Origin of the sequence: Methylobacterium sp. E-046, from assembly GCF_022829625.1 — a bacterium.
Taxonomy (GTDB): Bacteria; Pseudomonadota; Alphaproteobacteria; order Rhizobiales; family Beijerinckiaceae; genus Methylobacterium; species Methylobacterium longum.
In genome coordinates, this window is sequence record NZ_JAKSYP010000290.1 from 349,966 (window position 1) to 374,272 (window position 24,307).

The 24,307-nt window shown below is 70.9% G+C and carries 25 protein-coding genes and 1 tRNA gene; 16 read left to right on the plus strand and 10 right to left on the minus strand.

The genetic code is table 11. The annotated features are described in order from the left end of the window. Positions 1 to 181 precede the first annotated feature (181 nt). The 5 genes from MKK82_RS33225 to grxD all read left to right on the plus strand — a co-directional run bounded on the left by MKK82_RS33225 (position 182) and on the right by grxD (position 4,906). Entirely contained in the window at positions 182 to 1,336 is a 1,155-nt protein-coding gene (locus MKK82_RS33225) for a hydrolase (RefSeq protein ID WP_238284801.1), read from the plus strand. Positions 1,337 to 1,517: 181 nt separating this feature from the next. Next, the gene (gene purL, locus MKK82_RS33230; RefSeq protein WP_238284805.1) at positions 1,518 to 3,743 is read left to right on the plus strand and encodes a phosphoribosylformylglycinamidine synthase subunit PurL; all 2,226 of its coding nucleotides are present in this window, start codon (positions 1,518 to 1,520) and stop codon (positions 3,741 to 3,743) included. Between the two features lie 27 nt (positions 3,744 to 3,770). Continuing rightward, positions 3,771 to 4,007 (plus strand): BolA family protein, encoded by a 237-nt coding sequence (locus tag MKK82_RS33235; protein ID WP_043383516.1) that lies wholly within the window; start codon positions 3,771 to 3,773, stop codon positions 4,005 to 4,007. A gap of 23 nt (positions 4,008 to 4,030) precedes the next feature. Further along, the gene (locus tag MKK82_RS33240; RefSeq protein ID WP_279603398.1) at positions 4,031 to 4,525 is read left to right on the plus strand and encodes a DUF29 domain-containing protein; all 495 of its coding nucleotides are present in this window, start codon (positions 4,031 to 4,033) and stop codon (positions 4,523 to 4,525) included. A 42-nt stretch (positions 4,526 to 4,567) separates the two neighbouring features. Continuing rightward, positions 4,568 to 4,906: a Grx4 family monothiol glutaredoxin gene (gene grxD, locus MKK82_RS33245; RefSeq protein WP_010685583.1), complete on the plus strand. Its 339-nt coding sequence runs from the start codon at positions 4,568 to 4,570 to the stop codon at positions 4,904 to 4,906. A gap of 73 nt (positions 4,907 to 4,979) precedes the next feature. On the opposite strand, the gene MKK82_RS33250 is transcribed toward grxD, so the two are convergent. Next, positions 4,980 to 5,636 carry a class I SAM-dependent methyltransferase gene (locus MKK82_RS33250; protein WP_238284807.1) on the minus strand — a complete coding sequence of 219 codons (657 nt, stop codon included), beginning with the start codon at positions 5,634 to 5,636 and terminating at the stop codon, positions 4,980 to 4,982. Between the two features lie 99 nt (positions 5,637 to 5,735). Between MKK82_RS33250 and rlmN the strand changes: the two genes are divergently transcribed. Further along, positions 5,736 to 7,010: a 23S rRNA (adenine(2503)-C(2))-methyltransferase RlmN gene (gene rlmN, locus MKK82_RS33255; protein WP_243988035.1), complete on the plus strand. Its 1,275-nt coding sequence runs from the start codon at positions 5,736 to 5,738 to the stop codon at positions 7,008 to 7,010. A 93-nt stretch (positions 7,011 to 7,103) separates the two neighbouring features. On the opposite strand, the gene glyS is transcribed toward rlmN, so the two are convergent. The 3 genes from glyS to MKK82_RS33270 all read right to left on the minus strand — a co-directional run bounded on the left by glyS (position 7,104) and on the right by MKK82_RS33270 (position 10,757). Further along, entirely contained in the window at positions 7,104 to 9,203 is a 2,100-nt protein-coding gene (gene glyS, locus MKK82_RS33260) for a glycine--tRNA ligase subunit beta (RefSeq protein ID WP_238284812.1), read from the minus strand. Positions 9,204 to 9,255: 52 nt separating this feature from the next. After that, the gene (locus tag MKK82_RS33265; RefSeq protein WP_238284813.1) at positions 9,256 to 9,699 is read right to left on the minus strand and encodes a DUF3828 domain-containing protein; all 444 of its coding nucleotides are present in this window, start codon (positions 9,697 to 9,699) and stop codon (positions 9,256 to 9,258) included. 149 nt (positions 9,700 to 9,848) lie between these two features. Next, positions 9,849 to 10,757 carry a glycine--tRNA ligase subunit alpha gene (locus tag MKK82_RS33270; RefSeq protein ID WP_238284815.1) on the minus strand — a complete coding sequence of 303 codons (909 nt, stop codon included), beginning with the start codon at positions 10,755 to 10,757 and terminating at the stop codon, positions 9,849 to 9,851. Positions 10,758 to 10,949: 192 nt separating this feature from the next. On the opposite strand from MKK82_RS33270, the gene MKK82_RS33275 reads away from it, so the two are divergent. Together MKK82_RS33275 and MKK82_RS33280 are read left to right on the plus strand one after the other, a co-directional pair. Next, positions 10,950 to 11,408: a GNAT family N-acetyltransferase gene (locus MKK82_RS33275; RefSeq protein ID WP_243988037.1), complete on the plus strand. Its 459-nt coding sequence runs from the start codon at positions 10,950 to 10,952 to the stop codon at positions 11,406 to 11,408. Between the two features lie 149 nt (positions 11,409 to 11,557). Further along, positions 11,558 to 11,836, plus strand: coding sequence for a hypothetical protein (locus tag MKK82_RS33280; RefSeq protein WP_238284817.1), 279 nt, complete (start codon positions 11,558 to 11,560; stop codon positions 11,834 to 11,836). Between the two features lie 15 nt (positions 11,837 to 11,851). Here MKK82_RS33280 and MKK82_RS33285 read toward each other — a convergent pair whose 3' ends face one another. From MKK82_RS33285 to MKK82_RS33300, 4 genes are all read right to left on the minus strand, one after another. Next, positions 11,852 to 13,456: a Na+/H+ antiporter gene (locus MKK82_RS33285; RefSeq protein ID WP_243988038.1), complete on the minus strand. Its 1,605-nt coding sequence runs from the start codon at positions 13,454 to 13,456 to the stop codon at positions 11,852 to 11,854. 110 nt (positions 13,457 to 13,566) lie between these two features. Beyond that, a complete protein-coding gene (locus tag MKK82_RS33290; RefSeq protein WP_238284820.1) occupies positions 13,567 to 14,079 on the minus strand; it encodes an MmcB family DNA repair protein in 513 nt (170 codons plus the stop codon). A gap of 92 nt (positions 14,080 to 14,171) precedes the next feature. After that, entirely contained in the window at positions 14,172 to 14,948 is a 777-nt protein-coding gene (locus MKK82_RS33295) for a cobalamin-binding protein (RefSeq protein WP_238284821.1), read from the minus strand. A 16-nt stretch (positions 14,949 to 14,964) separates the two neighbouring features. Further along, entirely contained in the window at positions 14,965 to 15,486 is a 522-nt protein-coding gene (locus tag MKK82_RS33300) for a DedA family protein (protein WP_238284822.1), read from the minus strand. A gap of 127 nt (positions 15,487 to 15,613) precedes the next feature. On the opposite strand from MKK82_RS33300, the gene pdxY reads away from it, so the two are divergent. The 8 genes from pdxY to MKK82_RS33340 all read left to right on the plus strand — a co-directional run bounded on the left by pdxY (position 15,614) and on the right by MKK82_RS33340 (position 23,294). Then, positions 15,614 to 16,462, plus strand: coding sequence for a pyridoxal kinase PdxY (gene pdxY, locus MKK82_RS33305; protein ID WP_238284825.1), 849 nt, complete (start codon positions 15,614 to 15,616; stop codon positions 16,460 to 16,462). Positions 16,463 to 16,521: 59 nt separating this feature from the next. Further along, positions 16,522 to 17,406, plus strand: coding sequence for a PhzF family phenazine biosynthesis protein (locus MKK82_RS33310; protein ID WP_238284826.1), 885 nt, complete (start codon positions 16,522 to 16,524; stop codon positions 17,404 to 17,406). Further along, positions 17,399 to 18,121, plus strand: coding sequence for an NUDIX hydrolase (locus MKK82_RS33315; protein WP_238284827.1), 723 nt, complete (start codon positions 17,399 to 17,401; stop codon positions 18,119 to 18,121). The genes MKK82_RS33310 and MKK82_RS33315 overlap by 8 nt, the downstream gene beginning before the upstream one ends. Positions 18,122 to 18,309: 188 nt before the next feature. Next, positions 18,310 to 19,284 (plus strand): ABC transporter substrate-binding protein, encoded by a 975-nt coding sequence (locus MKK82_RS33320; RefSeq protein WP_243988039.1) that lies wholly within the window; start codon positions 18,310 to 18,312, stop codon positions 19,282 to 19,284. A gap of 143 nt (positions 19,285 to 19,427) precedes the next feature. After that, positions 19,428 to 21,695 carry a glycogen debranching protein GlgX gene (gene glgX / locus MKK82_RS33325; protein ID WP_238284829.1) on the plus strand — a complete coding sequence of 756 codons (2,268 nt, stop codon included), beginning with the start codon at positions 19,428 to 19,430 and terminating at the stop codon, positions 21,693 to 21,695. A gap of 133 nt (positions 21,696 to 21,828) precedes the next feature. Beyond that, positions 21,829 to 21,918: transfer RNA gene (locus MKK82_RS33330), tRNA-Ser, on the plus strand. A 320-nt stretch (positions 21,919 to 22,238) separates the two neighbouring features. After that, positions 22,239 to 22,691, plus strand: a complete 453-nt coding sequence (locus MKK82_RS33335) for a carboxymuconolactone decarboxylase family protein (RefSeq protein ID WP_243988040.1) — start codon at positions 22,239 to 22,241, stop codon at positions 22,689 to 22,691. A gap of 210 nt (positions 22,692 to 22,901) precedes the next feature. Next, complete coding sequence (locus MKK82_RS33340; RefSeq protein ID WP_243988041.1) at positions 22,902 to 23,294, plus strand: hypothetical protein; 393 nt, start codon at positions 22,902 to 22,904, stop codon at positions 23,292 to 23,294. A gap of 35 nt (positions 23,295 to 23,329) precedes the next feature. On the opposite strand, the gene MKK82_RS33345 is transcribed toward MKK82_RS33340, so the two are convergent. Continuing rightward, on the minus strand, positions 23,330 to 23,494 hold the full coding sequence (locus tag MKK82_RS33345) for a hypothetical protein (protein ID WP_238291121.1): 165 nt from the start codon (positions 23,492 to 23,494) through the stop codon (positions 23,330 to 23,332). A gap of 52 nt (positions 23,495 to 23,546) precedes the next feature. Further along, a complete protein-coding gene (locus MKK82_RS33350) occupies positions 23,547 to 24,257 on the minus strand; it encodes a hypothetical protein (RefSeq protein WP_238291120.1) in 711 nt (236 codons plus the stop codon). Positions 24,258 to 24,307: the final 50 nt, after the last annotated feature.

Genomic DNA, 24,307 nt, shown 5'->3' on the forward strand with positions numbered 1-24,307 from the left:
TCGCACTGGCGCGCCGGGCCGGTTCGTGTAGGCAGGCGGCCCCCAACCCGCACCGATCGGATCGACCATTTCGACACCCGCACATCCCGCCGCGGCCCCCATCCAGGACGCCCCGCAGGTTCCGGCGGCCGAGCCGGACAGGACCGCGCCGTCGTCGCTGACCTCCCGGATCGTGTTCTACATGCCGGGTTTCGACCCGCGCGATCCCGAGACCTACTGGGGCCTGTTCCGCCGTGAGGCCCGGCTCACCGGGGCGCGGCGCGGGGCGGCGATCACGGTCGGCGATCCGGTCCGCTCGGCGGACGGGATCGAACTCACCTGGACGGCCGAGGCGCACGGCGTGTCGACGCGCTACGTCCTCCTGCGCTGGGAGGAGATTGTCCGGGCCCGCTTCCCGCAATCCGACTGGACGCGCCTGACGGGGGTCCCGGCGCTGCTCTGGCGATTGTGGCGGTCGGGCTACAAGGCGGATCTGCAGCGTGAGGGCTGGCGCTTCGCCACGGTGATCTTCTGCGTCCACTACATCTACATCGCCCTCGCGCTCCTCAGCCTTGCGGCGGCGGCGAGCCTGGCCGCCCTGGCCCCGTCCGCGCTGCAGCCCTGGTCGATCCTGGCGGTCCCGCCGCTGGCCTTCGCGTTCCTCGCCGTCCTGATGCGGGCGACCCGCGGCAAGCCGCTCTACGTGCCCCACCTCGTGGACGACACCGCCTTCACGCATGCCTATGCGGCGGGTGCGGCCCCCGAGATGCAGCCCCGCCTCGATGCCTTCGCGGCGCGCATCGGCGCGGCCGAGGGCGAGGCCGACGAGGTGGTCGTCGTCGGCCATTCCACGTCGAGCTTCCTCGGTATCGAGGTGCTGGACCGGGTGCTCGCCCGCGATCCCGGCTTCGGCCGTCGCGGCACGCCGGTCTCGTTCGTGAGCATCGGCAGCGTCATCCCCTGGCTCGGACTCGATCCGGCGGCGGTGGGGTTCCGCGACACCCTCGCCCGCTTCGCGCGGGCGGCGCAGATCGGCTGGCTCGACGTGCGCGCGCCCTGGGACTGGCTGTCGATCCACAAGCGGAATCCGCTCACCGCCTGCGGCCTCCCCGTGCCCGATGCCGGCCGGCCGGCCGAGCTCTGGGTCATGATCCACGACCTGATCACAGGCTCCGACGTGGGGCGGCGCCAGTGGAACCTGTTCCAGATGCATTTCCAGCTGCTCATGGCGAGCCAGAGCGCCACCGGGTTCGATTATCTCGACATGGTCACCGGGCCGGAACCGGTCCACACGCTGATCGCCCGGTGCCGGGCGCGCGTCAGGACCCGGGCGACCGCCGCCGAGGCGGGGATCTGATCGCCGACCCCCGCGTCGGCGGTGATCCCTCGCCCGCCGCCATCCGCAGACCGTCCCGACCTGGGATGTTGCCACCGTGGGCGCTTCCGCTCTAGAGCCGGGGCAGCCTGGATCCCCGCCCGGTTCGGGTTCGCCGCGGCCACGGCCTCCGGCACGGACCGCTCTCGCCGAGACCCTTCGCATGTTCCGCAACGACGTTCCGATCACCCCCGAACTCGTCGCCCAGCACGGCCTGACGCCGGACGAGTACGCGCGCTTCCGCGGCCTGATCGGGCGCGACCCGACGCTGACCGAACTCGGCATCGTCTCGGCGATGTGGAACGAGCACTGTTCCTACAAGTCCTCGCGCAAGCACCTGCGCGGTCTGCCGACCTCGGGCCCTCACGTGATCCAGGGGCCCGGCGAGAACGCGGGCGTCATCGACATCGGTGACGGTCTCGCCTGCGTCTTCAAGATGGAGAGCCACAACCACCCGAGCTACATCGAGCCCTACCAGGGCGCGGCGACGGGCGTCGGCGGCATCCTGCGCGACGTCTTCACGATGGGCGCCCGGCCGATCGCGGCGCTCAACGCCCTGCGCTTCGGCTCCCCCGACCACCCGCGCACGCGCAGCCTCGTCTCGGGGGTCGTGGCGGGCGTCGGCGGCTACGGCAATTCCTTCGGCGTGCCCACCGTCGGCGGCCTGACCGGCTTCCACAGGCGCTACGACGGCAACATCCTGGTCAACGCCATGGCGGTGGGCCTCGCCCGCACCGACGGCATCTTCTACGCGGCCGCCGCCGGCGTCGGGAACCCGATCGTCTATCTCGGCTCCAAGACCGGCCGTGACGGCATCCACGGCGCCACCATGGCGTCCGCCGAATTCGACGAGGCCTCGGAGTCGAAGCGGCCGACCGTGCAGGTCGGCGATCCCTTCGCCGAGAAGCTCCTGCTGGAGGCGTGCCTGGAGCTGATGGCCTCGGGCGCGGTGATCGCCATCCAGGACATGGGCGCGGCGGGGCTGACCTGCTCGGCGGTGGAGATGGGCGCCAAGGGCGACCTCGGCGTCGAGCTCGACATCGACAAGGTGCCGGCCCGCGAGGAGGGCATGACCCCCTACGAGATGATGCTCTCCGAGAGCCAGGAGCGCATGCTCATGGTGCTCAAGCCCGGCATGGAGGCGGAGGCGGAAGCCATCTTCGTGAAGTGGGGCCTCGATTTCGCGGTGATCGGCCGGACCACCGACACGCTCCGGTTCGTCATCAAGTGGCATGGCGAGACCGTGGCCGACCTGCCGATCAAGGAGCTGGGCGACGAGGCGCCGCTCTACGACCGGCCGCATCGCGCCAACACCCACCAGCCAGTGATCGCGGTCTCCGAGGTGCCGGCCCCGGCCTCGCTGACCGACGCGCTCAAGCGCCTCGTCGGCTCCGCGGACCTCGCCTCGAAGCGCTGGGTCTTCGAGCAGTACGACCACTTCATCCTGGGCAACACGGTCCAGAAACCCGGAGGCGACGCCGCCATCGTGCGGGTCGAGGACGGGCCGAAGGGCCTCGCGCTGACCTGCGACGTCACCCCGCGCTACTGCGAGGCCGACCCGGTCGAGGGGGGCCGCCAGGCCGTGGCCGAGGCGTGGCGCAACATCACCGCGGTGGGCGCGAAGCCACTCGCGATCACCGACAACCTGAACTTCGGCAATCCCGAGAAGCCCGAGGTGATGGGCCAGCTCGTCGGCTGCCTTCAGGGCATCGGCGAGGCCTGCCGGGCGCTGGACTTCCCGGTCGTGTCCGGCAACGTCTCGCTCTACAACGAGACCAACGGCGTCGGCATCCTGCCGACCCCGACCATCGGCGGCGTCGGCGTCCTCGACGACGTGGCGCGCCACGCGACCATCGCCCTCAAGCGCGAGGGCGACGTGCTGGTGCTGGTCGGGGCGGGCGAGGGCTGGCTCGGCCAGTCCGCCTACCTGTCGGTCATCGAGGGCCGCGAGGAGGGCGCGCCGCCTCCGGTCGACCTCGCCCTGGAGCGCCGCAACGGCGACTTCGTCCGCACCCTGATCCAGGCGGGCACCGTCGACACGGTCCACGACATCTCCGACGGCGGCCTCGCGGTGGCGCTCGCCGAGATGGCCATGGCGGGCGGCCTCGGCGCGGCGCTCCCGGAGGTCCCGGTGGACCTCGCCCCCCACGCCTACCTGTTCGGCGAGGATCAGGCCCGCTACCTGCTGGCGGTCGAGCCGGAGGCGGCCAGCGACCTCCTGTACAGCGCCTCGGCACAGGGTATCGCCGCGGCCGTGGTCGGCGTCACCGGCTCCGACCGTTTGACCCTGCCGGGTGGCGAGACCATACCGCTCGCCGAACTGACCGCGGCGCACGAGGGCTGGCTGCCCGCCTACATGGCCAGCCAGCCGGCCGCTCCGGCGTCCTGAGCCCCGTTTACCACAAGGAGTTTCCCGATGCCGATGGATGCGGGCGAGATCGAGCGCATGATCCGCGAGGCCCTGCCGGACGCGCAGGTGGAGATCCGCGACCTCGCCGGCGACGGCGACCATTACGCGGCCACCGTCCTGTCGGCGGCCTTCAAGGGGAAGAGCCGGGTAGCGCAGCACCAGATGGTCTACGGCGCTCTCCAGGGCCGGATGGGCGGCGTGCTCCACGCCCTTGCGCTGACCACGGGCGTCCCGCAGGATTGAGCCCTCTCGCGGCAGTTCTCCCTATGGATCGACCGAGTCTCTATGACGACGATATCGTGACCTGGGCCGAGGAACAGGCGGCGGCCCTGCGCGCGCTCGCTGAGCGGCCCGACCTGTCGAATGCGGTCGATTGGGAGAACGTTGCCGGGGAGATTGAGAGCGTGGGGCGTGCGCATCTGCGGGCCGTCGAAGGGCTGCTGATCCAGACGCTCGCCCACCTCCTCAAGCGCGCGTCCGCCCCGCTTGCGCCGGCAAGCTTGCATTGGCGGGCAGAGATCGCGACATTCCAGATCACGGCCTGGAATGCCTACGAATCGTCGATGCGGCAGAGGTTAAACTGGCCCAGGATCTGGACATCCGCGGTCACAGCCGCGGAGGCCGGTCTTGGTGCCCTTGGGAACCAGCTTCTTCCGGGATTGCCGGATTCGTGCCCGATCGTGCCCGAGGATCTTCTTAACGACCGCTTTGATGTCGATCATGCACTCCGCGTGATCGCTGCCTCGGTTGCGCGCCGCTGATCGAGACAGCACATACGAGACCGAACAGCTGAGGACAGAACGATGACCGACGCCAACACGACCATCCAGAACGAGATCGCCTCCCAGGACGTGGTGGTGTTCATGAAGGGCACGCCGCAGATGCCGCAATGCGGCTTCTCCGGTCAGGTGGTGCAGATCCTTAACTACCTCGGCGTGCCGTTCAAGGGCGTGAACGTGCTGGCCGACCAGGAGATCCGCGAGGGCATCAAGGCCTTCTCGAACTGGCCGACGATCCCGCAGATCTACGTGAAGGGCGAGTTCGTCGGCGGCTGCGACATCACCCGCGAGATGTTCCAGTCGGGCGAGCTGCAGACGTTCCTGTCCGAGAAGGGCGTGCCGGTGAAGACCGCCGCCGCCTGATCCTTTCAGGATTGACCGGACGGATCGGGGCGCCTGCGGGCGCCCTTTTTCGTGTTCGAGGTCGGGGGCCGGATCAGCGCGGCTCCCGCGCCACGAAGAGGGCGACGCAGCCGACGACCGTGATCTCCACCGACCGAAACCGCTGGTCCAGCGCCGCCCGCAGGGCCGGCAGGGTGTCGGCGGCGTTCGAGAACACCCCCTTCCGGTTATAGACCCGCATCAGCGCCCGCGCCGCGGCACCGAGCGGGACGCCGCCCGCCAGGATCGTGGCGCCGAACACCACGCCGTCGCCGGCCAGGCACGGACGCACCGCGTCGAAGGCTCTCGCCTTCGCGGCGATGTCCCCCGGCAGGCAGTGCAGCAGGTAGGTCATCCCGATCGAGTCGAACGGCGCGATGCCGGTCACCGGGGCGCCGAGCACGTCGACCCGGTAGGTCTCGGGCCGGTGGCGCGCGATGCGGCGGGCCGCGAAGGCGAGGCTGTCGGCGTTGAGGTCCATCAGGCCGATGCGCGGCGCAGGCGTGGGGAAGCGGCACCGGTCGAGGTACCAGCCGGTCCCGACCCCGACATCGAGATGCGCGAGGCCCACGTGCCGGTCGTAGAGGTCCAGGATCCGCGCCGTGGGGCAGCGCCAGATCAGGGGGTTCGACAGGCGCAGCACGACGAGGTCGTAGACCTGCAGCGTCCGCGGCGTGTAGATCGCCTGCCCGGCTCGGGTGTCGGTCGCCATGGCTCTCCGTCGGCCCCCCTGTGGGCGGCGCGCATTCGCCTTCGCCGCCGCGATCGCCTATACCAGACCCTTTCCAATCGTATGGATCGTTTGAACGCCATGGCGACGCCGTCGCTCGACAGCGCCCGCGCGGCCGATGCCGCGATCGAGAAGGCGCCGGATCCCCTCCCCGAGGCCCTGCCCGGCCGGCGCCCGTCGCTGGTCGGCCTGACCCGCGACGCCCTCAAGGCACAGCTCATCGGGATGGGCGTGCCGGAGCGCGAGAGCCGGATGCGCGCCGGCCAGCTCTGGCACTGGGTCAACTTCCGCGGGGCGACCGACTTCGCCGAGATGACCAATGTCGGCAAGGCGTTGAAGGCGCAGCTCGCCGAGCACTTCACCCTGGAGCGGCCCGAGGTGGCCAGCCGGCAGGTCTCCCGCGACGGCACCCGGAAGTGGCTCCTGCGGATGGCCCCGACCAACCGCCAGGAGCACAACCGCGGCGCCGAGATCGAGTGCGTCTACATCCCCGGGCCGGACCGGGGCACGCTGTGCGTGTCGAGCCAAGTCGGCTGCACGCTCACCTGCTCGTTCTGCCACACCGGCACGCAGCGCCTCGTGCGCAATCTCTCGGCCCCCGAGATCGTGCAGCAGCTCGTCACGGCGCGCGACGAACTCGGCGACTGGCCCGGCCAGATGCCGAGCCGCGACGCGGGTGGCTCCGGCGAGGTCGGCCGGCTGGTGACCAACATCGTGTTCATGGGCATGGGTGAGCCCCTCTACAATCTCGACGCGGTGGTGGATGCCGTGGGCGTGATGTCGGACCAGGAGGGGCTGGGCCTGTCCAAGCGGCGGATCACGGTCTCCACCTCCGGGGTCGTGCCGCAGATCCCCCGGCTCGGCGAGCAGGCCAACGCCATGCTGGCGGTCTCGCTCCACGCCGTGCGGGACGAGCTGCGCGACGAGCTGGTGCCGCTCAATCGGAAATACCCAATCGCCGAGTTGCTCGCCGCCTGCCGGGCCTATCCGGGCTTGAGCAACGCCCGCCGGATTACCTTCGAGTACGTGATGCTGAAGGGCGTCAACGATTCGGACGCGGACGCCCGCGAGCTGGTGCGCCTGCTCAAGGGCATCCCGGCCAAGATCAACTTGATCCCGTTCAACCCCTGGCCGGGCAGCCGCTACGAGTGCTCCGACTGGGACCGGATCGAGCACTTCTCCGAGATCGTGTTCAACGCCGGCTACGCCTCGCCCGTGCGCACGCCCCGCGGCCGGGACATCCTGGCGGCCTGCGGGCAGCTCAAGAGCGAGACCGAGAAGCTGCGCGCCCGCGCCCGGATGATGCAGGAGGAGGGCATCGGCGTGGAGGGTTTCTACGCCGGCGCGGACGATTGAGGACCCGCCCGGCGCCGCAGACCCGACCCCGTCAGGGCGGACCGCGACGGAGCTGCGCGGATGCGGTGGCGAATGGTGCGGCGCGGGTGCGCCTCACCCCTCGATCTTCGCGAACTCCGCCACCTCCCGCGTCGCGGCCCGGAGGGCGTTGAGCAGCAGCAGGCGATTCTCGCGCAGGCCCGGATCGGGGGCGTTGACGGTGACGTCCTGGAAGAACGCGTCCACCGGCGCCCGCAGGGTCGAGAGCGCCTGCATGGCCCCGGCGAAATCCTCCCGTGCGACGGCCGCCGAAGCCGTCTCCCGCGCCCAGCCCAGGGCCTCGGCGAGGGCCCGCTCGGCCGGCTCGCCCGCGGCGGCGAGGCCTGCATCCGGCGCGGCATCGTAGGCGCGGCCGTCCTTCTTCTCCTCGATCCGCAGGATGTTGGCCGCGCGCTTGTAGCCCGCGAGCAGATTCCTCCCGTCCTCGGTGTCGAGGAACGTCTGCAGAGCCTCGACACGGCGAACGACCATCAGCAGGTCGTCCTGGCCCGGCAGGGCGAAGACGGCGTCGATCAGGTCGTGGCGGGCGCCCTGGTCGCGGAGATAGACCTTCAGGCGGTCGGCGAAGAAGGCGAGGAGGTCCTTCGCATCCGCGCCACCCCGCCCGGCGAGCCCCCGATCCGCCGCGCCGACCTGCTCCAGCAGGCGGAGGCGCAGCGAACGGTCGAGGACCAGCCGGATCACGCCCAGCGCCGCTCGTCGCAGCGCATACGGGTCCTTGCTCCCCGTCGGCTTCTCGCCGATGGCCCAGAACCCGACCAGCGTATCGAGCTTGTCGGCCAGTGCCACCGCGATCGAGACCGGGTCACTCGGCACCCGGTCGGAGGGGCCGAGCGGCTTGTAGTGCTCCTCGATGGCCGCGCAGACGCTGTCGTGCTCCCCTTGGAGCGCCGCATACTTGCGCCCCATCAGCCCCTGGAGTTCGGGGAACTCGCCGACCATCTCGGTGACGAGGTCGGCCTTGGCGAGCCGCGCGGCACGCGCGGCGAGCGCCGGGTCGGCCCCCAGCAGCGGCGCCAGATCCTGCGCCATTGCGCCGATGCGGGCGATCCGCTCGCCCTGCGTGCCGAGCTTCTCGTGGAAGACGATGGCGTCGAGCTTGGGCAGACGGTCTTCCAAGGGCACCGCCCGGTCCGTATCCCAGAAGAACTTCGCGTCCGACAGGCGGGCGCGGACCACCCGCTCGTTGCCGGCGGTGATCGCTTGCCCGCCATCCGAGGCCACGAGGTTCGAAACCAGGATGAAGGCCGGCGCCAAATCCTCCAAACCGCTTTTCCGCAGCACGAAGCATTTCTGGTTCGCCCGGATCGTCGCGCGGATCGCCTCGGCGGGGATGTCGAGGAAGGCTTCGTCGAACGAGCCCATCAGCACCACCGGCCATTCCACGAGGCCCGACACCTCGTCGAGCAGGCCCTCGTCCTCCACGAGGTCGAGGCCGCGGGCGAAGGCGAGGTCGCGGGCGTCGTGCAGGATCACGTCCTTGCGCCGCTCGGGGTCGAGGATGACCTTCGCGCGCTCTAGGGCCTGGATGTAGTCGTCGAACCGGCGCACCTCGATCGCCTCGGGCGCCAGGAACCGATGCCCGTAGGTCACCGTGCCGGCCGCGATCCCGCTCACCGAGAACGGCACCACCTCCGGCGTCTCGGTCTCCGGCCCGAAGGTGGCGACGATGGATTGCAGCGGCCGCACCCAGCGCAAGCTGCCGGGCTCCGCCGAGGCCGCACCCCAGCGCATGGATTTCGGCCAGGGGAAGGTCCGGACGATCTCGGGCAGGAGTTCGGCCAGCACGTCGAGGGTCTCGCGGCCGGGACGCTCGATCACCGCGAGGTAGAACGCACCCTTCTTCGGATCGGTGACGGTCCCCGCCTGGTCCAGGCTCGTCAGGCCGGCGCCCTTCAGGAACCCCTGGACGGCCGCCTCGGGGGCGCCGACCCGCGGGCCCCGGCGCTCCTCCCGGACGGCCTCGCCGCGGGCGGGCAGGCCGGCGATGTGCAGCGCCAGCCGGCGGGGCGTCGAGAACGCCTTGGCGCCCTCGTACAGGAAGCCGCGCTCCACCAGGGCGTCGGTGACGAGCTTCTTGAGATCCTCCGCCGCGCGCCGCTGCATGCGGGCGGGGATCTCTTCCGAGCGGAGTTCGAGCAGGAGGTCGGGCATGGCGCGGCCATATCGCCGCGCCGCAGGCCTGTCGAGGGCTATGGCGCCGGGGTCAGTGCGCCTCGCCCTTCAGGATGGCCGAGAGCTGCCACTTGCGGTCGCCGATCGCATGGGCGTCGGACACCTTCCAGTTCCCGTCCTCGCGCACGAGATCGTAGACCACGGCGTTCGCGCCGTTCCCGCCCTTGCGCTCCACGGTGACCTTCGCCTGATCCTTGCCCTCGGTGGCCTCCCTGAAGGTGAGGTTCTTCACCGTGTCGGGCTTCAGGGGCTCACCGTTGAGGCGGTAATCGAAATCGAGGTTGCCGGTGGCGCCGTTGGCCTGCTTGGCGTCGGCGTCGAACAGGCTCTGCAGACGCTTCGTGTAGACGGCGGAGTGCTTCGGGTGTGGCTCGGCATAGAGTTTCTTGACCACGGCCTCCGGGCCGGGATCGGCCGCCAGCGCGGGCGCGAGGGCGAGCCCGAGGGCGCCGAAAGTCAAAAGAATCTTCTTCATCTTACTTGTCCCGCGTCTGCGGACGCGCCGGAGCGCGCCGGTTGGCGGGGGTTGCAACGCGCGAGGGCGCCAGGGGCTCCGCCAACCAGCATCCCGCGAAGGCGAGCCGGCGGGCTGCGCCGCCTTGTTCGGGCTTGTTCGGGAGGGCCTCACGCCCCCCCGGCCGCCGTCCGCAGCCACGCCGCCCCGCAGGCCTTGGCCAGTTCCCGGACGCGCAGGATGTAGCTCTGCCGCTCCGTCACCGAGATCACCCCGCGCGCGTCGAGCAGGTTGAAGACATGGCTCGCCTTGATGCACTGGTCGTAGGCCGGCTGCGCCATGCGGTGGCGCGCGCCGTCCGAGTCGGGCGCGCCCGCGTCGAGGTAGGACCGGCAGGCCGCCTCCGCGTCGGTGAACTGGCGGAACAGCATGGCGGTGTCGGCCGCCTCGAAATTGTGGCGGGAATATTCCTGCTCGGCCTGCAGGAACACGTCCCCGTAGGTGATCCGGTCCGGCCCCTCGGCGCCGTTGAAGTCGAGGTCGTAGACGTTCTCGACCCCCTGGACATACATGGCCAGCCGTTCCAGCCCGTAGGTCAATTCGCCCGCCACCGGCGCGCACTCGAAGCCCGCGACCTGCTGGAAATAGGTGAACTGCGAGACCTCCATCCCGTCGCACCAGCATTCCCAGCCGAGCCCCCAGGCGCCCAGGGTCGGGCTCTCCCAATCGTCCTCGACGAAGCGGATGTCGTGCAGCTTCAGATCGACGCCGATCGCGTCGAGCGAGGCGAGGTAGAGTTCCTGCAGGTTCGGCGGGTTCGGCTTCAGGATCACCTGGAACTGGTAATAGTGCTGCAGCCGGTTGGGGTTCTCCCCGTAGCGGCCGTCCTTGGGCCGGCGCGAGGGCTGGACGTAGGCCGCCTTCCAGGGCTTCGGCCCGAGCGCCCGCAGGGTCGTGGCCGGATGGAAGGTCCCGGCGCCGACCTCCATGTCGTAGGGCTGGAGGATCGCGCAGCCCTGCGCGGCCCAGAACTCCTGAAGCGTCAGGATCAGACCCTGGAAGGATTTTGTCTGGGACATGGGATTCGAAGGCTCGGACTCGCGCGGCGGGTCGGGCCGCTGGCGGGTCGGTTTAGGTGCGGGGGGGCGGGGGTGCAAGGCGCAGATGTCCGGCGGCGGCATCCCGGCGAAGGCGATCAAGGCGGCGCGCCCGGGTTGCGCATCCGGGGCGGATGGTGGTCCCATCCCGGGGGACGGCGCCCGGAGGGAACCATGGACAGCGACACGGCCGGCATCGCGATTCGCCCGATCGGCCCCGGCGACCGCGAGGCGTGGCTCCCGCTCTGGCGGGGCTACCAGGCCTTCTACAGGGTCGACCTCTCGGCGGCGGTCACCGACACGACCTGGGCCCGCCTCAACGACCCGGCCGAGCCGGTCGACGGCGCCCTGGCCTGGCGGGGCGCCGAGGCCTTGGGGCTCGTCCACCACATCCGCCATCGCTCGGCCTGGACGGTCGGCGATTACTGCTACCTTCAGGACCTGTTCGTGGCGGACGGGACCCGCGGTCTCGGGATCGGGCGGCGGCTGATCGAGCACGTCTACGCGGCGGCCCAGGCGGCCGGCTGTTCCCGCGTCCACTGGCTGACGCACGAGACGAATGCCGACGCGATGCAGCTCTACGACCGGATCGCGGAGAAATCGGGCTTCGTGCAGTACCGCAGGAACTTCTGAGCCCCGGCGTCCCACGTGCGGCGGGACACCCAAGCGTGGCGGTTTTCGGGCAATAAGCCGGAACCGCCGAGCTGACGGCCAAGTTATCAGCGCAACAGGGGATCTCGGCACCTCAGCGCTGCCGAAGCGAATACGTCGGAAGACCGATCATGCGCACGACTCGCACTCTCAACACCAGCGGCCGCAAGAACATCGCCGTCCTCGCCGCGCTCGCGATCTCGTCTCTGGTCGCCACGCCCTTCGTGATGAGCGCCAGCCGCGCGCTGGCCACCTCGGAGGAGCAACCCGTCGCCGCGACCCTGCGGGTCGAGCCGGTGGAGGTCACCCCCGTGGCGGCCGCACCCAAGGCTGAGGGCACCTGCCTGCGCAAGGTGCGGGTCGTCTACAGCGGCTACGGCAAGCCCGCGGACGGCTGCGCGGCCCATTGAGGGGATCGCCCCGGCCTAACCGTGGGCCGCCGTGGTCCCGGCCAGACGCTTGAGGTGGAGTTCCTCCAAGTCGATCTCCGCCTCCAGCTGCCGCAGCACCGAGCTGTGGATCCGGTTCTCCCTGTGCAGCCCGATCAGCGCCGACCGGCCTGACCGGACGGCGAGCAGCGCGGCGGCGAAGTGCTCGGTCTTCTCGGCCTCCAGGGCCTTGCGCTCGTCCCGGTCCCGGGATGTCGCCCGCACCCGCCGGCGGTACTCGTCCACGAGGCGGGGATGCTGCAGCCCCCCGGTCTCGGAGAACACCAGCCCTTCCAGGGCGGCGAGGCCCGCCTCGTTGACGACCACGCGGGCCATGGGCGCGTCCAGATGGCCGTCGGGCAGGTGCGCCGTGGGGTCGAGGCGGAGCCGGCGGATCAGCGGGCCCAGCGTCGAGCCCTGCACCAGCACGGTGAACAGGATCACCCCGAAAGCCGCGATCAGGATCGCGTCGCGGCCCGGGAAACCGGCCGGCAGCGCCAGGGCGGCCGCCAGGGTCACGACCCCGCGCATGCCGGCCCAGCCGATGATCAGCGGCACCGCCGGGTTCGGCGGCGGCTCCTGCGCCCGCACCCGCGCCGAGAGGATGCGCCGCAGGTACACGGCGGGGAACACCCAGAGCAGGCGGGCGGCCACGCAGGTCGCCGTGACGGCGAGTGCCAGCGGCAGGTTCGCCGAGACAGCCCCGAACTCGCCCCCGGTCCGGGCCAGCACGCCGCGGAGCGCCAAGCCGATCAGCACGAAGACCAGGGCCTCCAGCACGAAGACCACGAACGCCCACACCGCCACGGAATGGCGGCGGGCCTGAGCGTCGAAGGTCTCGTGCTCCCGTCCGCCCATCATCAGGCCGCAGGCCACGACGGCGAGGACGCCGGAGGCGTGGACCTCCTCGGCCAGCAGGTAGGCACCATAGGCGGCCAGGAAGCTCAGCACCGTGATGGCGTTGGCCTCGTGCAGCCGCCGCATCACGGTGTTCACCGCCAGGCCGCACGCGATGCCCACCGCGACGCCCGCCACGGCGAGCCACGCGAAGCTGCCGCCCGCCGCCCAGGCGCTGAAGCTGCCGGTCAGCGCCGCCGCCACGGCGAACCGGTAGAGCACGAGGCCCGAGGCGTCGTTGACGAGGCTCTCGCCCTCCAGGATCGTGATCATCCGGCGGGGCAGGGCGACGCGGGCGAGCACCGCCTTGGCGGCCACCGCGTCCGGCGGCGAGACAATGGCGCCCAGCGCGAAGCAGGCGGCCCAGGGCAGGGCGGGCACGAGCAGGTGCGCAACGAGCCCGACCACCAGGGTCGTGAACAGGACCGCGCCCAGCGAGAGGGACAGAATCGGACCGAGGCTCGCCCGAAAGTCGCGCCAGACGGTGAAGTAGGCGGATTCGAGCAGGAGCGGCGGCAGGAACAGGACCATGATCAGGTCCGGATCGAGGTCGAAGGCCGGCAGGCCCGGCGCCACCGCCAGGGCCATGCCGCCGATGACCAGGGCGGCGGCGGGCGGGAAGCCGAGGCGCCCGGCCGCGAGCGACAGCAGCAGGGCGGCGCCGAGGAGACCGAGGATCAGCTCGAACAGGGCGACGGATGTCATGGCTCGATCGGTCCCGGCGCCGGACCTCCGGCAAGCGCGGCCGTTCTAGGCTGTTTCCGGGTCCTGTGAAGACCGGGCCGCCGCGTTCCGCCCGCCACGCAGACGGGACGCTACAGCGCACCCTCCCGCACGGCACCCGGATCGGCCAGGGCGTGCAGGATGCGGGCGGCGCTGTGGGCGAAGCGGAGCGTCACGGCCTTGCGGCGGGCGCCGCTGAGCGGGTGCTCGGGGGGCTCCCGCAGGATCCCGGCGCCGTAGGCGTCCGCGACGATCAGGCCGCATTCCTCGGGGATCAGCGTTTCCGGCACGTCCTCGGGGATGGCGAAGAAGAAGCGGTCGCAGAAGTCGCGGTAATCGGGCCATTTCCGGTCGGCGCGGAAATCCGCCACGCTCGACTTGATCTCCACGATGGTGAGCTTGCCGGCCCCGCACAGGGCGATCACGTCGGCGCGGCGGCCGTTGACCAGGGAGAATTCCGGCAGCGTGACGCAGCCCATCTCCGAGAACAGGCGGCGCACGCCGCGCTGGATGCGCAGGGCCGTGGGCGACTGGCGTCGATCGGGCGGCAGCAGCGCCTCGGGGATCGGGGGCGGGGAACCGGGGAGACCGAGGGAAGCGGACATCAAGCTCGGGGGATGCGTCTGTACCGAATCGGGACATCCTGCCAATCCGGGCGCCGTCCGTCACCTGCGGCGCGGGATCGCCCCGCCGGCCGTCATGCGAGACAGGCGCGGATCGCGTCGAACCCGTCGGTCAGCGCCGCCGGCCCCGGCTGGAGGATCAGCGGCGACTTGATCTCGTGGATGCGCCCGTCACGCACCGCCGGGATCGCGTCCCAGCCGGGCCGGGCGCGGATCCGCGCGACGTTGACCCGCTTCCCGCACCACGAGGCGAGGATGACATCCGGCGCGGCCTCGATCACCTGTCCGCTGGTGACGATCCTGTCCTTCGCGGCCGGCTGCCGGCTCAGGTCCGGGAAGACGTCGCGACCGCCCGCGAGGCCGATCAGGTCCGAGACCCAGCCGATGCCGGAGATCATGGGCGCGTCCCATTCCTCGAAGTAGACGCGCGGGGCCGGACGGTCCCGCACCGCCGCCGCGGCCTCCGCCAGCCGGGCCGCGAAGCCGGCCGCCAGGGCCTCGGCCCGCTCCGGCAGGCCCACGAGGGCGCCGAGGGTCCGGATCATGGCGAGGCAGCCCGCCACATCGCGCTGGTTGAACAGGTGGACCGCCACGCCGGCCCGGGCGAGGTCGGCGACGATGTCGGCCTGAAGGTCGGAGAAGGCCAGGACCAGGTCCGGCGCCAGCGCCAGGATTTTCGGGATGTCGGCACTGGTGAAGGCCGAGACGCGCGGCTTCTCCCGCCGGACCCGGGGCGGGCGCACCGCGTAGCCCGAGACGCCGACGATGCGATCCTCCGCGCCCAGCAGGTACAGGGTCTCGACGGTCTCCTCGGTGAGACACACGATCCGCTCCGGTGGGAAGCGGCGCATCAGCGGGGGAGCCGGGTCATCGGTCGAGCCAGGTCAGCAGACCGGCCCCGGGGGCCACGAGCACGAAGGCCCAGACCAGCGCCGACGCGATGTTGGCCGCCTGGAACGGCAGGCGCGACAGGCCGAGGATGCCGGCGAAGAGCGGGACGAGGGCCCGGGCCGGGCCGAAGAACCGCCCCAGCGCCACCGCGGCGATGCCCCAGCGCCCGATGAAGGCCTCGGCCTTCGCCATAAGCTCGGGGTAGCGCCGCAGCGGCCACTTGGTCTTCGCGCCGGGCCCGAGCCAGCGCCCGGCCTCGTAGGAGATCCAGTCGCCGAGGGCGGCACCGATCGCGGCCCCGAGGACCACCGGCCAGAACGCGATGTCGGCGCCGCCGACGAGGGCGCCGATGCCGACCAGGATGACGGTCGCCGGCACGAACAGCGACAGGACCGCGATCGATTCGCAGAAGGCGAGGCCGCCCGCGATCAGCGGCGTCCAGGCCTTGTGCGCCTCGACGAAGGCGAGGGCCGAGGTGCGCAGGGCTTCGATGTCCATGGAGGCTCGGAGGCAGACGGGAGGGATCGATCCCATCTGAGGCGCGCGGGGGAGGGCGGCAAGAGACGGGGGGTGCGGCCGGGGCGAGAAGCGGCTAACCGTAGCGTGACCGCAAGCGAGTCCCGCGTTGAACGTCCTGTCGATCCAGTCCCACGTCGCCTACGGCCATGTCGGCAACGCCGCGGCCGTGTTCCCGATGCAGCGGCTCGGGGTCGAGGTCTGGCCCGTGCACACGGTGCAGTTCTCCAACCACACCGGCTACGGCGCGTGGCGCGGCCCCGTCTTCGACGCGGCGATGATCCGCGACGTGGTGCAGGGCATCGGCGAGCGCGGGGTGCTTTCCAGCTGCGACGCGGTGCTGTCGGGCTACATGGGCTCGGCCGAGATCGGTGCCGCTATCCTGGAGGCGGTCGCCGCGGTGCGGGCCGCCAACCCGGCGACGCTCTACTGCTGCGATCCGGTGATCGGCGACGTGGAGGAGGGGGTCTACGTGCGGCCCGGCATCGCGGCGTTCCTGCGCGAGCGCGCCGTGCCGGACGCCGACATCCTCACCCCCAACCAGTTCGAACTCGGCCTCCTCACCGACCTCCCGAGCCGCACCCTGGCGGAGGCCGCGGCCGCGATCGCGGCGCTCCAGGCGCGCGGGCCGCGGGTGGTCCTGGTCACCTCGGCGCTCTGCACCGACACACCCTCCGACAGCATCGACCTGCTGGCGGGGGCGGAGGGACGGGTGTTCCGCGTCCGGACCCCGCGCCTCGCCATCGCGGTGAACGGGGCGGGCGACTGCATCGCAGCCCTGTTCCTGGTCCATTACGCCCGCACCGGCTCGGCCGAAGCGGCCCTCGGCGCGGCGGCCGCCTCGGTCTACGGTCTGCTCAAGCGCACCGCCGAGGCCGGGTCCCGGGAGATCCTGACGGTGGCCGCGCAGGAGGAATACGTGAACCCCAGCGCGCGGTTTCCGGTCGAGGCGGTCTGAGGCGTCCCCCGACCGCCACACTTGCACGCGGCTGAGCGAGAGCAGGAAGGTCCGACACGATGGCGCGCCGCTTCGTCACCCTCGACGTGTTCACCGAGCGCCGGCTCGCCGGCAACCCGCTCGCCGTGGTGCTCGACGCCGAGGGCCTCGACACGGCCGCCATGCAGGCCGTCGCGCGGGAATTCAACCTGTCCGAGACGGTGTTCGTGCTGCCGCCCGGGGAGGCCCGGCACCGGGCGCGTTTGCGCATCTTCACGCCGGCCCGGGAGTTGCCGTTCGCCGGCCATCCCACGGTCGGTGCGGCGGTGCTGCTGGCCCTCGAGGATCCGGCCCGGGGCGACGCCCGCGCCTTCGGCCTGGAGGAGGGGATCGGGATCGTGCCCTGCGTGGTCGAGACCTCGGGCGACGGGACGGGCGGCCGGGCCCGGTTCCGGCTGCCGGTCCTGCCGGAGTATCTCGGCCCTGGGCCCGATCCCGCGGTGCTGGCACCGCTCCTCGGTCTGGAGCCCGGGGATATCGGCACCGGCCGGCATCGCCCGAGCCGCCACGGCGTCGGGCCGAGCTTCACCTGCGTGCCCGTGGCGTCGGTGGCGGCCCTCGACGCCGCCCGGCCGGCCCAGGCGCCGGATTCGTCGGACGGCCTCTACCTCTACACTCCGGATCCCGTGGCGTCGGGCCGGGGCTGGCGGGTGCGGATGTTCGCGCCCCATCTCGGCGTGCCCGAGGACCCCGCCACCGGCTCGGCGGCCTCCGCCTTCGCGGGGGTGCTGATGGAGTTCGAGGCGCTCGGCGACGGCACCCACGACGTAGCGATCCGCCAGGGTGAGGCGATGGGCCGGCCGAGCGCGATCGCGCTTCAGCTCACCGTCGAGTCCGGCGGCCTGCGGGGTGTGGAGATCGGCGGCGACGCCGTGATCGTCTCGGACGGCGTCCTGCATGTCTGAGCGCCGCTCCGAGGGCTTCCGGATCACGCGCCTCGCGGACGTCGCGGCGCGGTTCGTGGATCACGACTGGGCCTTCCCCCGGGAGAACGCGGCCGCGATCGCGGCGCACTGGCAGGCGCGGATCGCCCGCAGCCCCGGAATGTTCGACGGGACCGTGCTCCTGTGCTGCGCCCAGACGGTCGTCGGCGGGGTCGCCCGCCTCGATCTCTTCGCCACGCGCTACGCGACCTTCACGTACTACCGGCACATCCGGCACGCCGATCCGGCCATCATCAACGCCTTCGCGGCGGTCGTCCCCTGGACGGTCGACGGCGCCGTCCTGCTCGGCGAGATGGGTGCTCACACGGCCAATGCCGGCCAACTCTACTTCCCCTGCGGCACCCCGGATCCGGACGACGTGCGGGGCGCGGGCGTCGACCTGACCGGCAGCGCCGCGCGGGAACTGACCGAGGAGACCGGCCTCGTGCTGCCGGAGGGCGCCGAGACGGCGTGGGTGCTCCTCGAGGGTGAGAACCAGTTCGCCTTCCTGCGGCCGGTGCGCTTCCCGGAGACGGCCGCGGCGCTCGTCGCGCGCATCGCGGCGCATCTCGACGGCGAGGCCGAGCCGGAACTCGCCGGCATGCACGTCGTGCGCGGCGCAGGTGACATCGATGCCGTGCGGATGCCGGGCTTCGTGCGGGCCTATCTGGCGGATGCGTTCCCGGCGGGTTCCTGACGCGCATCGGCCCCGGGTGGCGGCCGGAAGCATCGGCCTTCCCGAGCGCATCGCGGCGAGGGGATATTCTCGCACGACGCAGGACCAAGACGGATTTTCATTTCATTGACCGCCGTCGATGCGATTCTAAACTTGGCCGCCACCCGGACATGCTCGCGTCCCGCGGGCCCCACACTGCGACAGGCCCCATGCGCTTCGGATCCCACCCCCGTCCCGCCGGCCGCCGGCTCGGGGCCGCCCTGCTCGCCGCCGCCGTGACGCTGGCGTCGGCGGCGGCCGCCTTCGCGGCCGACACGGTCGTCCTGAGGGTCGGGGACCAGAAGGGCGGCAACCGGTCGCTCCTCGGGATCGCCGGGGTCGCGAAGGACCTGCCCTACCGGATCGAAGGGTCGGAATTTCCCGCCGCCGCGCCGATCCTGGAGGCGCTCAACGCCGGCGCCCTCGACGTCGGCTACACCGGCGACCTGTCATTCCTGACGGCCTACGCATCGGGGGCGCCGATCAGGGCGATCGGCGGCACGCGGTCGGATGCGCGGACGCAGGCCATCCTGGTCCGCCAGGATTCGCCGATCCGCTCGGCCACCGACCTCAAGGGGAAGCGGCTGGCCGGCACCCGCGGCGGCTGGGGCCAGTTCCTGATCAGCGCGACCCTGGAGAAGGCCGGGATCGCCCCGCGGGAGGCCACCTTCGCGCCGCTCAACCCCGTGGACGCCAGGGGGGCGCTGATGGCCGGTTCCGTGGATGCCTGGGCGGTGTGGGAGCCCTACGCCTCGTTCGCGACCCTGAAGGACGGCGCCCGCCCGATCGCCGACGGCGAAGGCCTGACGCCGACCATTACGTTCATCGTGGCGTCGGACAGCGCGATCGCCACCAAGCGGGTCGCCGTACAGGATTTCCTGACCCGCCTGAACAAGGCGCGGCTCTGGTCGCTGGACCACCTCGATGAGTACGCCCGGAACACGGCCGGCCTCACCAAGCTGCCCGAGGATGTCGTGCGCGCGGCCTACGCGGCGCAGCGGTCGAGCCCGGTGGCGATCGACGACGGCGTCGTCAAGGAGATTCAGGAGGCCTCGGACCGGGCGACACGCTACGGCATCCTGTCACGGACGCTCGACGTCGGGCGGGCCGTTGACCGGAGCTTCACGGCCGCGGCCTCGCACTGAGGCGCGGTCGCCGGCGCGCACGGCCGGGATTCTCGCACGCCCGGGATTTTTGCGGCGCTGCGGGAGCTTCGCTGTTTGCGGCACGTTCTCCAGACGCTCCCCGCCGCGGCACGTGCCCGGGCGGGTCGCGCTCCGGAGTGTCCATGCCTGAATCTCGTCGTCCCGCCTCGCAGACCCGTGCCGCCCGCTCGCGCATCCAGGAAGGCCAACCCTATCCGCTCGGCGCCACCTGGGACGGGCTCGGCGTCAACTTCGCCCTGTTCTCGGCCCACGCCACCAAGGTCGAACTCTGCCTGTTCGACGACCAGGGCGAGCAGGAGATCGAGCGGATCGAGCTGCCCGAGTACACGGACGAGATCTGGCACGGCTACCTGCCCGACGCCCGCCCCGGCACGATCTACGGGTACCGGGTGCACGGCCCCTACGAGCCGAAGGCCGGCCACCGGTTCAACCCCAACAAGCTGCTGATCGACCCCTACGCCAAGGGGCTCGTCGGCTCGATCACCTGGAACCCGGCCCTGTTCGGCTACCAGATGGAATCCGGCGACGACCTGACCTTCGACGAGCGCGACAGCGCCCCCTACACCCGCCGCTCGCGGGTGATCGATCCGGCCTTCACCTGGGGGCGGCACCAGAAGCCGCTGGTCCCGTGGGAGAAGACCATCGTCTACGAGACCCACGTCAAGGGCATGACCAAGCTCGACCCGCGGGTGCCCGAGAAGCTGCGCGGCACCTATGCCGGCCTCGGCACGCGGGACGTGCTCGACTACATCAAGAGCCTCGGCGTCACTTCGGTGGAGCTCCTGCCGGTCCACGCCTTCGTGCAGGACGACTACCTCGAGCAGAAAGGGCTGGTGAACTACTGGGGCTATAACACCATCTCGTTCTTCACCCCCGCGCGGCGCTACGCGGCGGTGCCGGATTTCGCCTTCTCCGAGTTCAAGGAGATGGTCTCGCGCTTCCACGGCGCCGGCCTCGAGGTGATCCTCGACGTGGTCTACAACCACACCGCCGAGGGCAACGAGAAGGGTCCGACCCTGTCGTTCAAGGGCGTGGACAACGCATCCTACTACCGGTTACTGCCGAACGACCCGCGCTACTACATCAACGACACTGGCACCGGAAACACCTTCAACCTGTCGCATCCGAGGGTGCTACAGCTCGTCACCGATTCCCTGCGCTACTGGGCGCAGGAGATGCAGGTCGACGGGTTCCGCTTCGACCTCGCCACGATCCTGGGCCGCGAGCCCTACGGGTTCGACGAGGGCGGCGGCTTCCTCGACACCTGCCGGCAGGACCCGGTGCTCAACAACGTCAAGCTCATCGCCGAGCCGTGGGATTGCGGCCCGGGCGGTTACCAGGTCGGCGGCTTCCCGCCCGGCTGGGCCGAGTGGAACGACCGGTTCCGCGACGACGTGCGCGCCTACTGGAAGGGCGACGGCGGGCTGCTGCCGGATCTGGCGGCGCGCATCGCGGGCTCGGCCGACAAGTTCAACAAGCGCGGGCGCAAGCCCTGGGCCTCGGTGAACTTTCTCACCGCCCATGACGGATTCACCCTGCACGACACGGTCTCGTACAACGACAAGCACAACGAGGCGAACGGCGAGGGCAACCGCGACGGCCACTCGCACAACCTCTCGTACAATTACGGCGTCGAGGGGCCCACCGACGACCCGGAGATCCGGGCGGTGCGCCTGCGCCAGATGCGCAACATGCTGGCGACGCTGTTCCTGTCCCGCGGCACGCCGATGCTGCTGGCCGGCGACGAATTCGCCCGCACGCAGAACGGCAACAACAACGCCTATTGCCAGGACAACGAGGTCTCCTGGCTGGACTGGGAGGCGATCGCCGCGGAGGAGCGGGACCTCGCCGAGTTCACGCAGCGGCTGATCATCCTGCGCAACGCCCTGCCGATCCTGAGCCGCGGGCGGTTCCTCACCGGCCAGTACGACGAGGAGTTCGGCGTCAAGGACGTGGCGTGGCTGCGCCCGGACGGGAGCGAGATGACGCCGGAGAACTGGACCGACGGGGGCGCCCGCGCCTTCGCGGTCCAGCTCGACGGGCGCGCCCAGGCCACCGGCCTGCACCGCCGCGGGGGCGACGCGACCCTGCTGATCATGTTCAACGCCTACCACGACCTCGTGACCTTCACGCTGCCGGAATCCGTGGGCGGCGTGGCCTGGACGCGGCTCCTCGACACCAACCTGCCGGACAGCCAGGACGTGGAGAGCTTCACGTTCGACACCGGCTACGACGTGACCGGCCGCTCGCTGCTGATGTTCGTGCTCAAGCCCGAGGACAGCCCGGGCGACGGCGACAACGCGATGGAGCGCTCGTACCAGCACGTGATGCAGGCCTTCGAGCGGGCGAACGTGGAGCATGTCCGCTTCCACCTGGACGCCGAGGGATGAGACCGGCGGCCGGGCGGTTTTCGTGCCGCCCGGCCCCGCGCGCCTTGCACATGGCGGCGCACCCGGCTAACAGCACGGCACCGCGCGGCCCTGGCCGCGCCCGGCAGCCCGCGGGCGCGCCCGGTTCGCGGACGGAGGGGTGGCCGAGTGGTTGAAGGCGCACGCCTGGAAAGTGTGTATACGGGAAACCGTATCGCGGGTTCGAATCCCGCTCCCTCCGCCAACTCAACTGGCTAAATTGCTGTGTTGGTTGAAGCGTCTAGGCCCATCGGTGTCGGCGCCCCAACATCGGCCCCAGCGCTGTCGCCGGATCGCCGCGAACTCCTGTGAACGGTGGCAAGATGCGGCCGCTTTGAGCCGGCCTGCGTCGTGTGTGCCCTTGGGGATCGCCTTCACCCCGCTCACGGCAACATCTCCACCGCGATGACCGGGACCTGACGTTCACCCCCGAGACCGGCGGCGGGGCCGGGATCTGGTTCCTGGATCGGAAGGAGTAGATAACCTCAGACTGCCCTGCAGCAGGGCTTCTGAGAGGCTCTCGCGATGAACCAACGCCTCGACTACAACAGCTTCGCGCCCGATGGGATGAAGGCGTTGGGCGGTGTGCATGCTTATGTCGGTCGATGTGGGTTGCCGAAGGAACTGATCGATCTCGTCTATCTGCGGGTCTCGCAGATCAACGGCTGCGCCTACTGCATCGACATGCACGCGCGCGACATCCTTACGGCGGGATTGGCCACCGAGAAGCTGGTTCTCGTCCCGGTCTGGCGAGAGGCGGGCATGTTGTTCAATCCGCAGGAGCGCGCCGCGCTGGGCTGGGCCGAGTCGGTGACGCGCGTCTCGGAGACCGGCGTGCCGGACTCAGCCTTCGCGGCGGTGTCGCGCGTGTTCAACGGAAAGGAACTCGCTGATCTGACCATCGCGATCAGCCTCATGAACGCCTACAACCGCATGGCGATCAGCTTCCGAGCCATGCCAGCAGCGGGACACGATTAAACGGTGACCTTGTGCGCCGTCCCGGCCCGGAACAGCCGTCCTCGAAGTCAGCACAGAGGCCGCCAACCGCCCGCCGTACTCCTGTCTCCGAGCCGCGGTGCGTATCGGCTCGGCTCACCGCGGGTGAGATCGGACGCTCCCCCGCCCGTGAGCAGATCGGGTAAGGGCGAACGAACCGCTCGTTAAGGCTGTGGCTCTACCGCGGCGGGCATGTCATCCAGCCTCGCACCCGCCGAACTCTCGCCCGCCGTCGCCTCCTGGCGCGATCAGATCGAGCGCCTGTCCGAACACGCCTCGCCGTGCCGGTATCTGGCGCCGGCGAAGTGGGCCGCGATCCGCACCAACGCCATGGCCTTCTGCGACCAGCACGGCGCAGAGGCCCACCGGCTCGGCTGGACGGCGCCGCAGCTCTTCGGCGTGCATGCGGACCACGGCACCCTGCGGGTCGATTATTGCGGGGCCCTGATGGTTGGCGGCACCCCGGCGCGTAGCGTCGAGGCGCACCGCATATTGTTCGAGCAGACGGCGGCCTACCGCGACCGGCAGGGGCAGGTCTGGGGCGTGCCGGTCTGGGAGTTCGCTCGGAAGGCTGCCAGCCGATGAGGCGCTGAGTTCAGGCCAGGTTCGGCGGCAAGGGCTCACGGGCCGGCTTCACGGTGCTGGCGCGCCCCCCTCGCGACCTTCTCGACGATCTGCCGCGGGGTCGCTTCGTCGAAGCCCACTCCACGTGCGAACCCGTCCAGGCGCCGTGTCATGTCCGGGATCGCGTCGCGCCGGAGCGCGGCGTCCGGCGCGACGCTCATGCCTCGATGCGAAGCGGAAGGCGGCGGCCTTACCGGTCCCTCGCGGCATCGTTCAGCGGGGGCTGACACAGGCCGATGACGGTCGGAAACCGGTCTTGGCGACCCCACGATCATCAGCGCACAGCATGTCGGGGCGCTCAGGCGGGAGCGGCACAGGACGTCGCTCGTCACCGAAGCGGGCCTCCTCCCGTTCTGAGCCGCCGAGCCCCAGACCTGCCACTCTTACCCGATGGGCAGTCTGCTGGGCCCGTGCCGCGAGCAGGGCATGCCTTCTTTGGGCTTGAAGGAGCGCCAAGCGCCTCTGATGCCGGATCAGGCGCAGGCGTGCATACCGTGCGTACCGCCGCGCCTTGGCCGTCAAGCGCACGTGGGTTGAGCTGGACCGCACCACACGCGTGCGCGCCCCTTCATATTCTCGCAAGGCTGCGCTCTGAACCGAAGCCGGCCGCGCGGCGTGCTTGGAGGCCGTTGTCGCAGGAGGGGGCGGCGCTGCAGCGGCCTCGCGTTGCGCCCGCACATACGACGGCGTGGCGTTAGCAATCTCCAGCGGTGGGGGAGGCGCACCACACCCGGCGCAGATCGAAGCGGAAAGGCGCTTCCAGCTCTTCTCGTCGCGATCCAGGATGTTCTTCAGGCGCGCCTCGTAGGGCGTCACTTGGGTCTCCGCCTGCTGTCCACCTTGCGTTGCGGTCAGAGAGGCAGCTTGAGCGGCGTCTGCCATGATCAGGCTGGCCGCCATGATCGTGCGCACGAGAACGCGCATGAATGCCCCCATCAAAACCATGCGGCCTTGGACCAGGCCGCTCGGTTCTT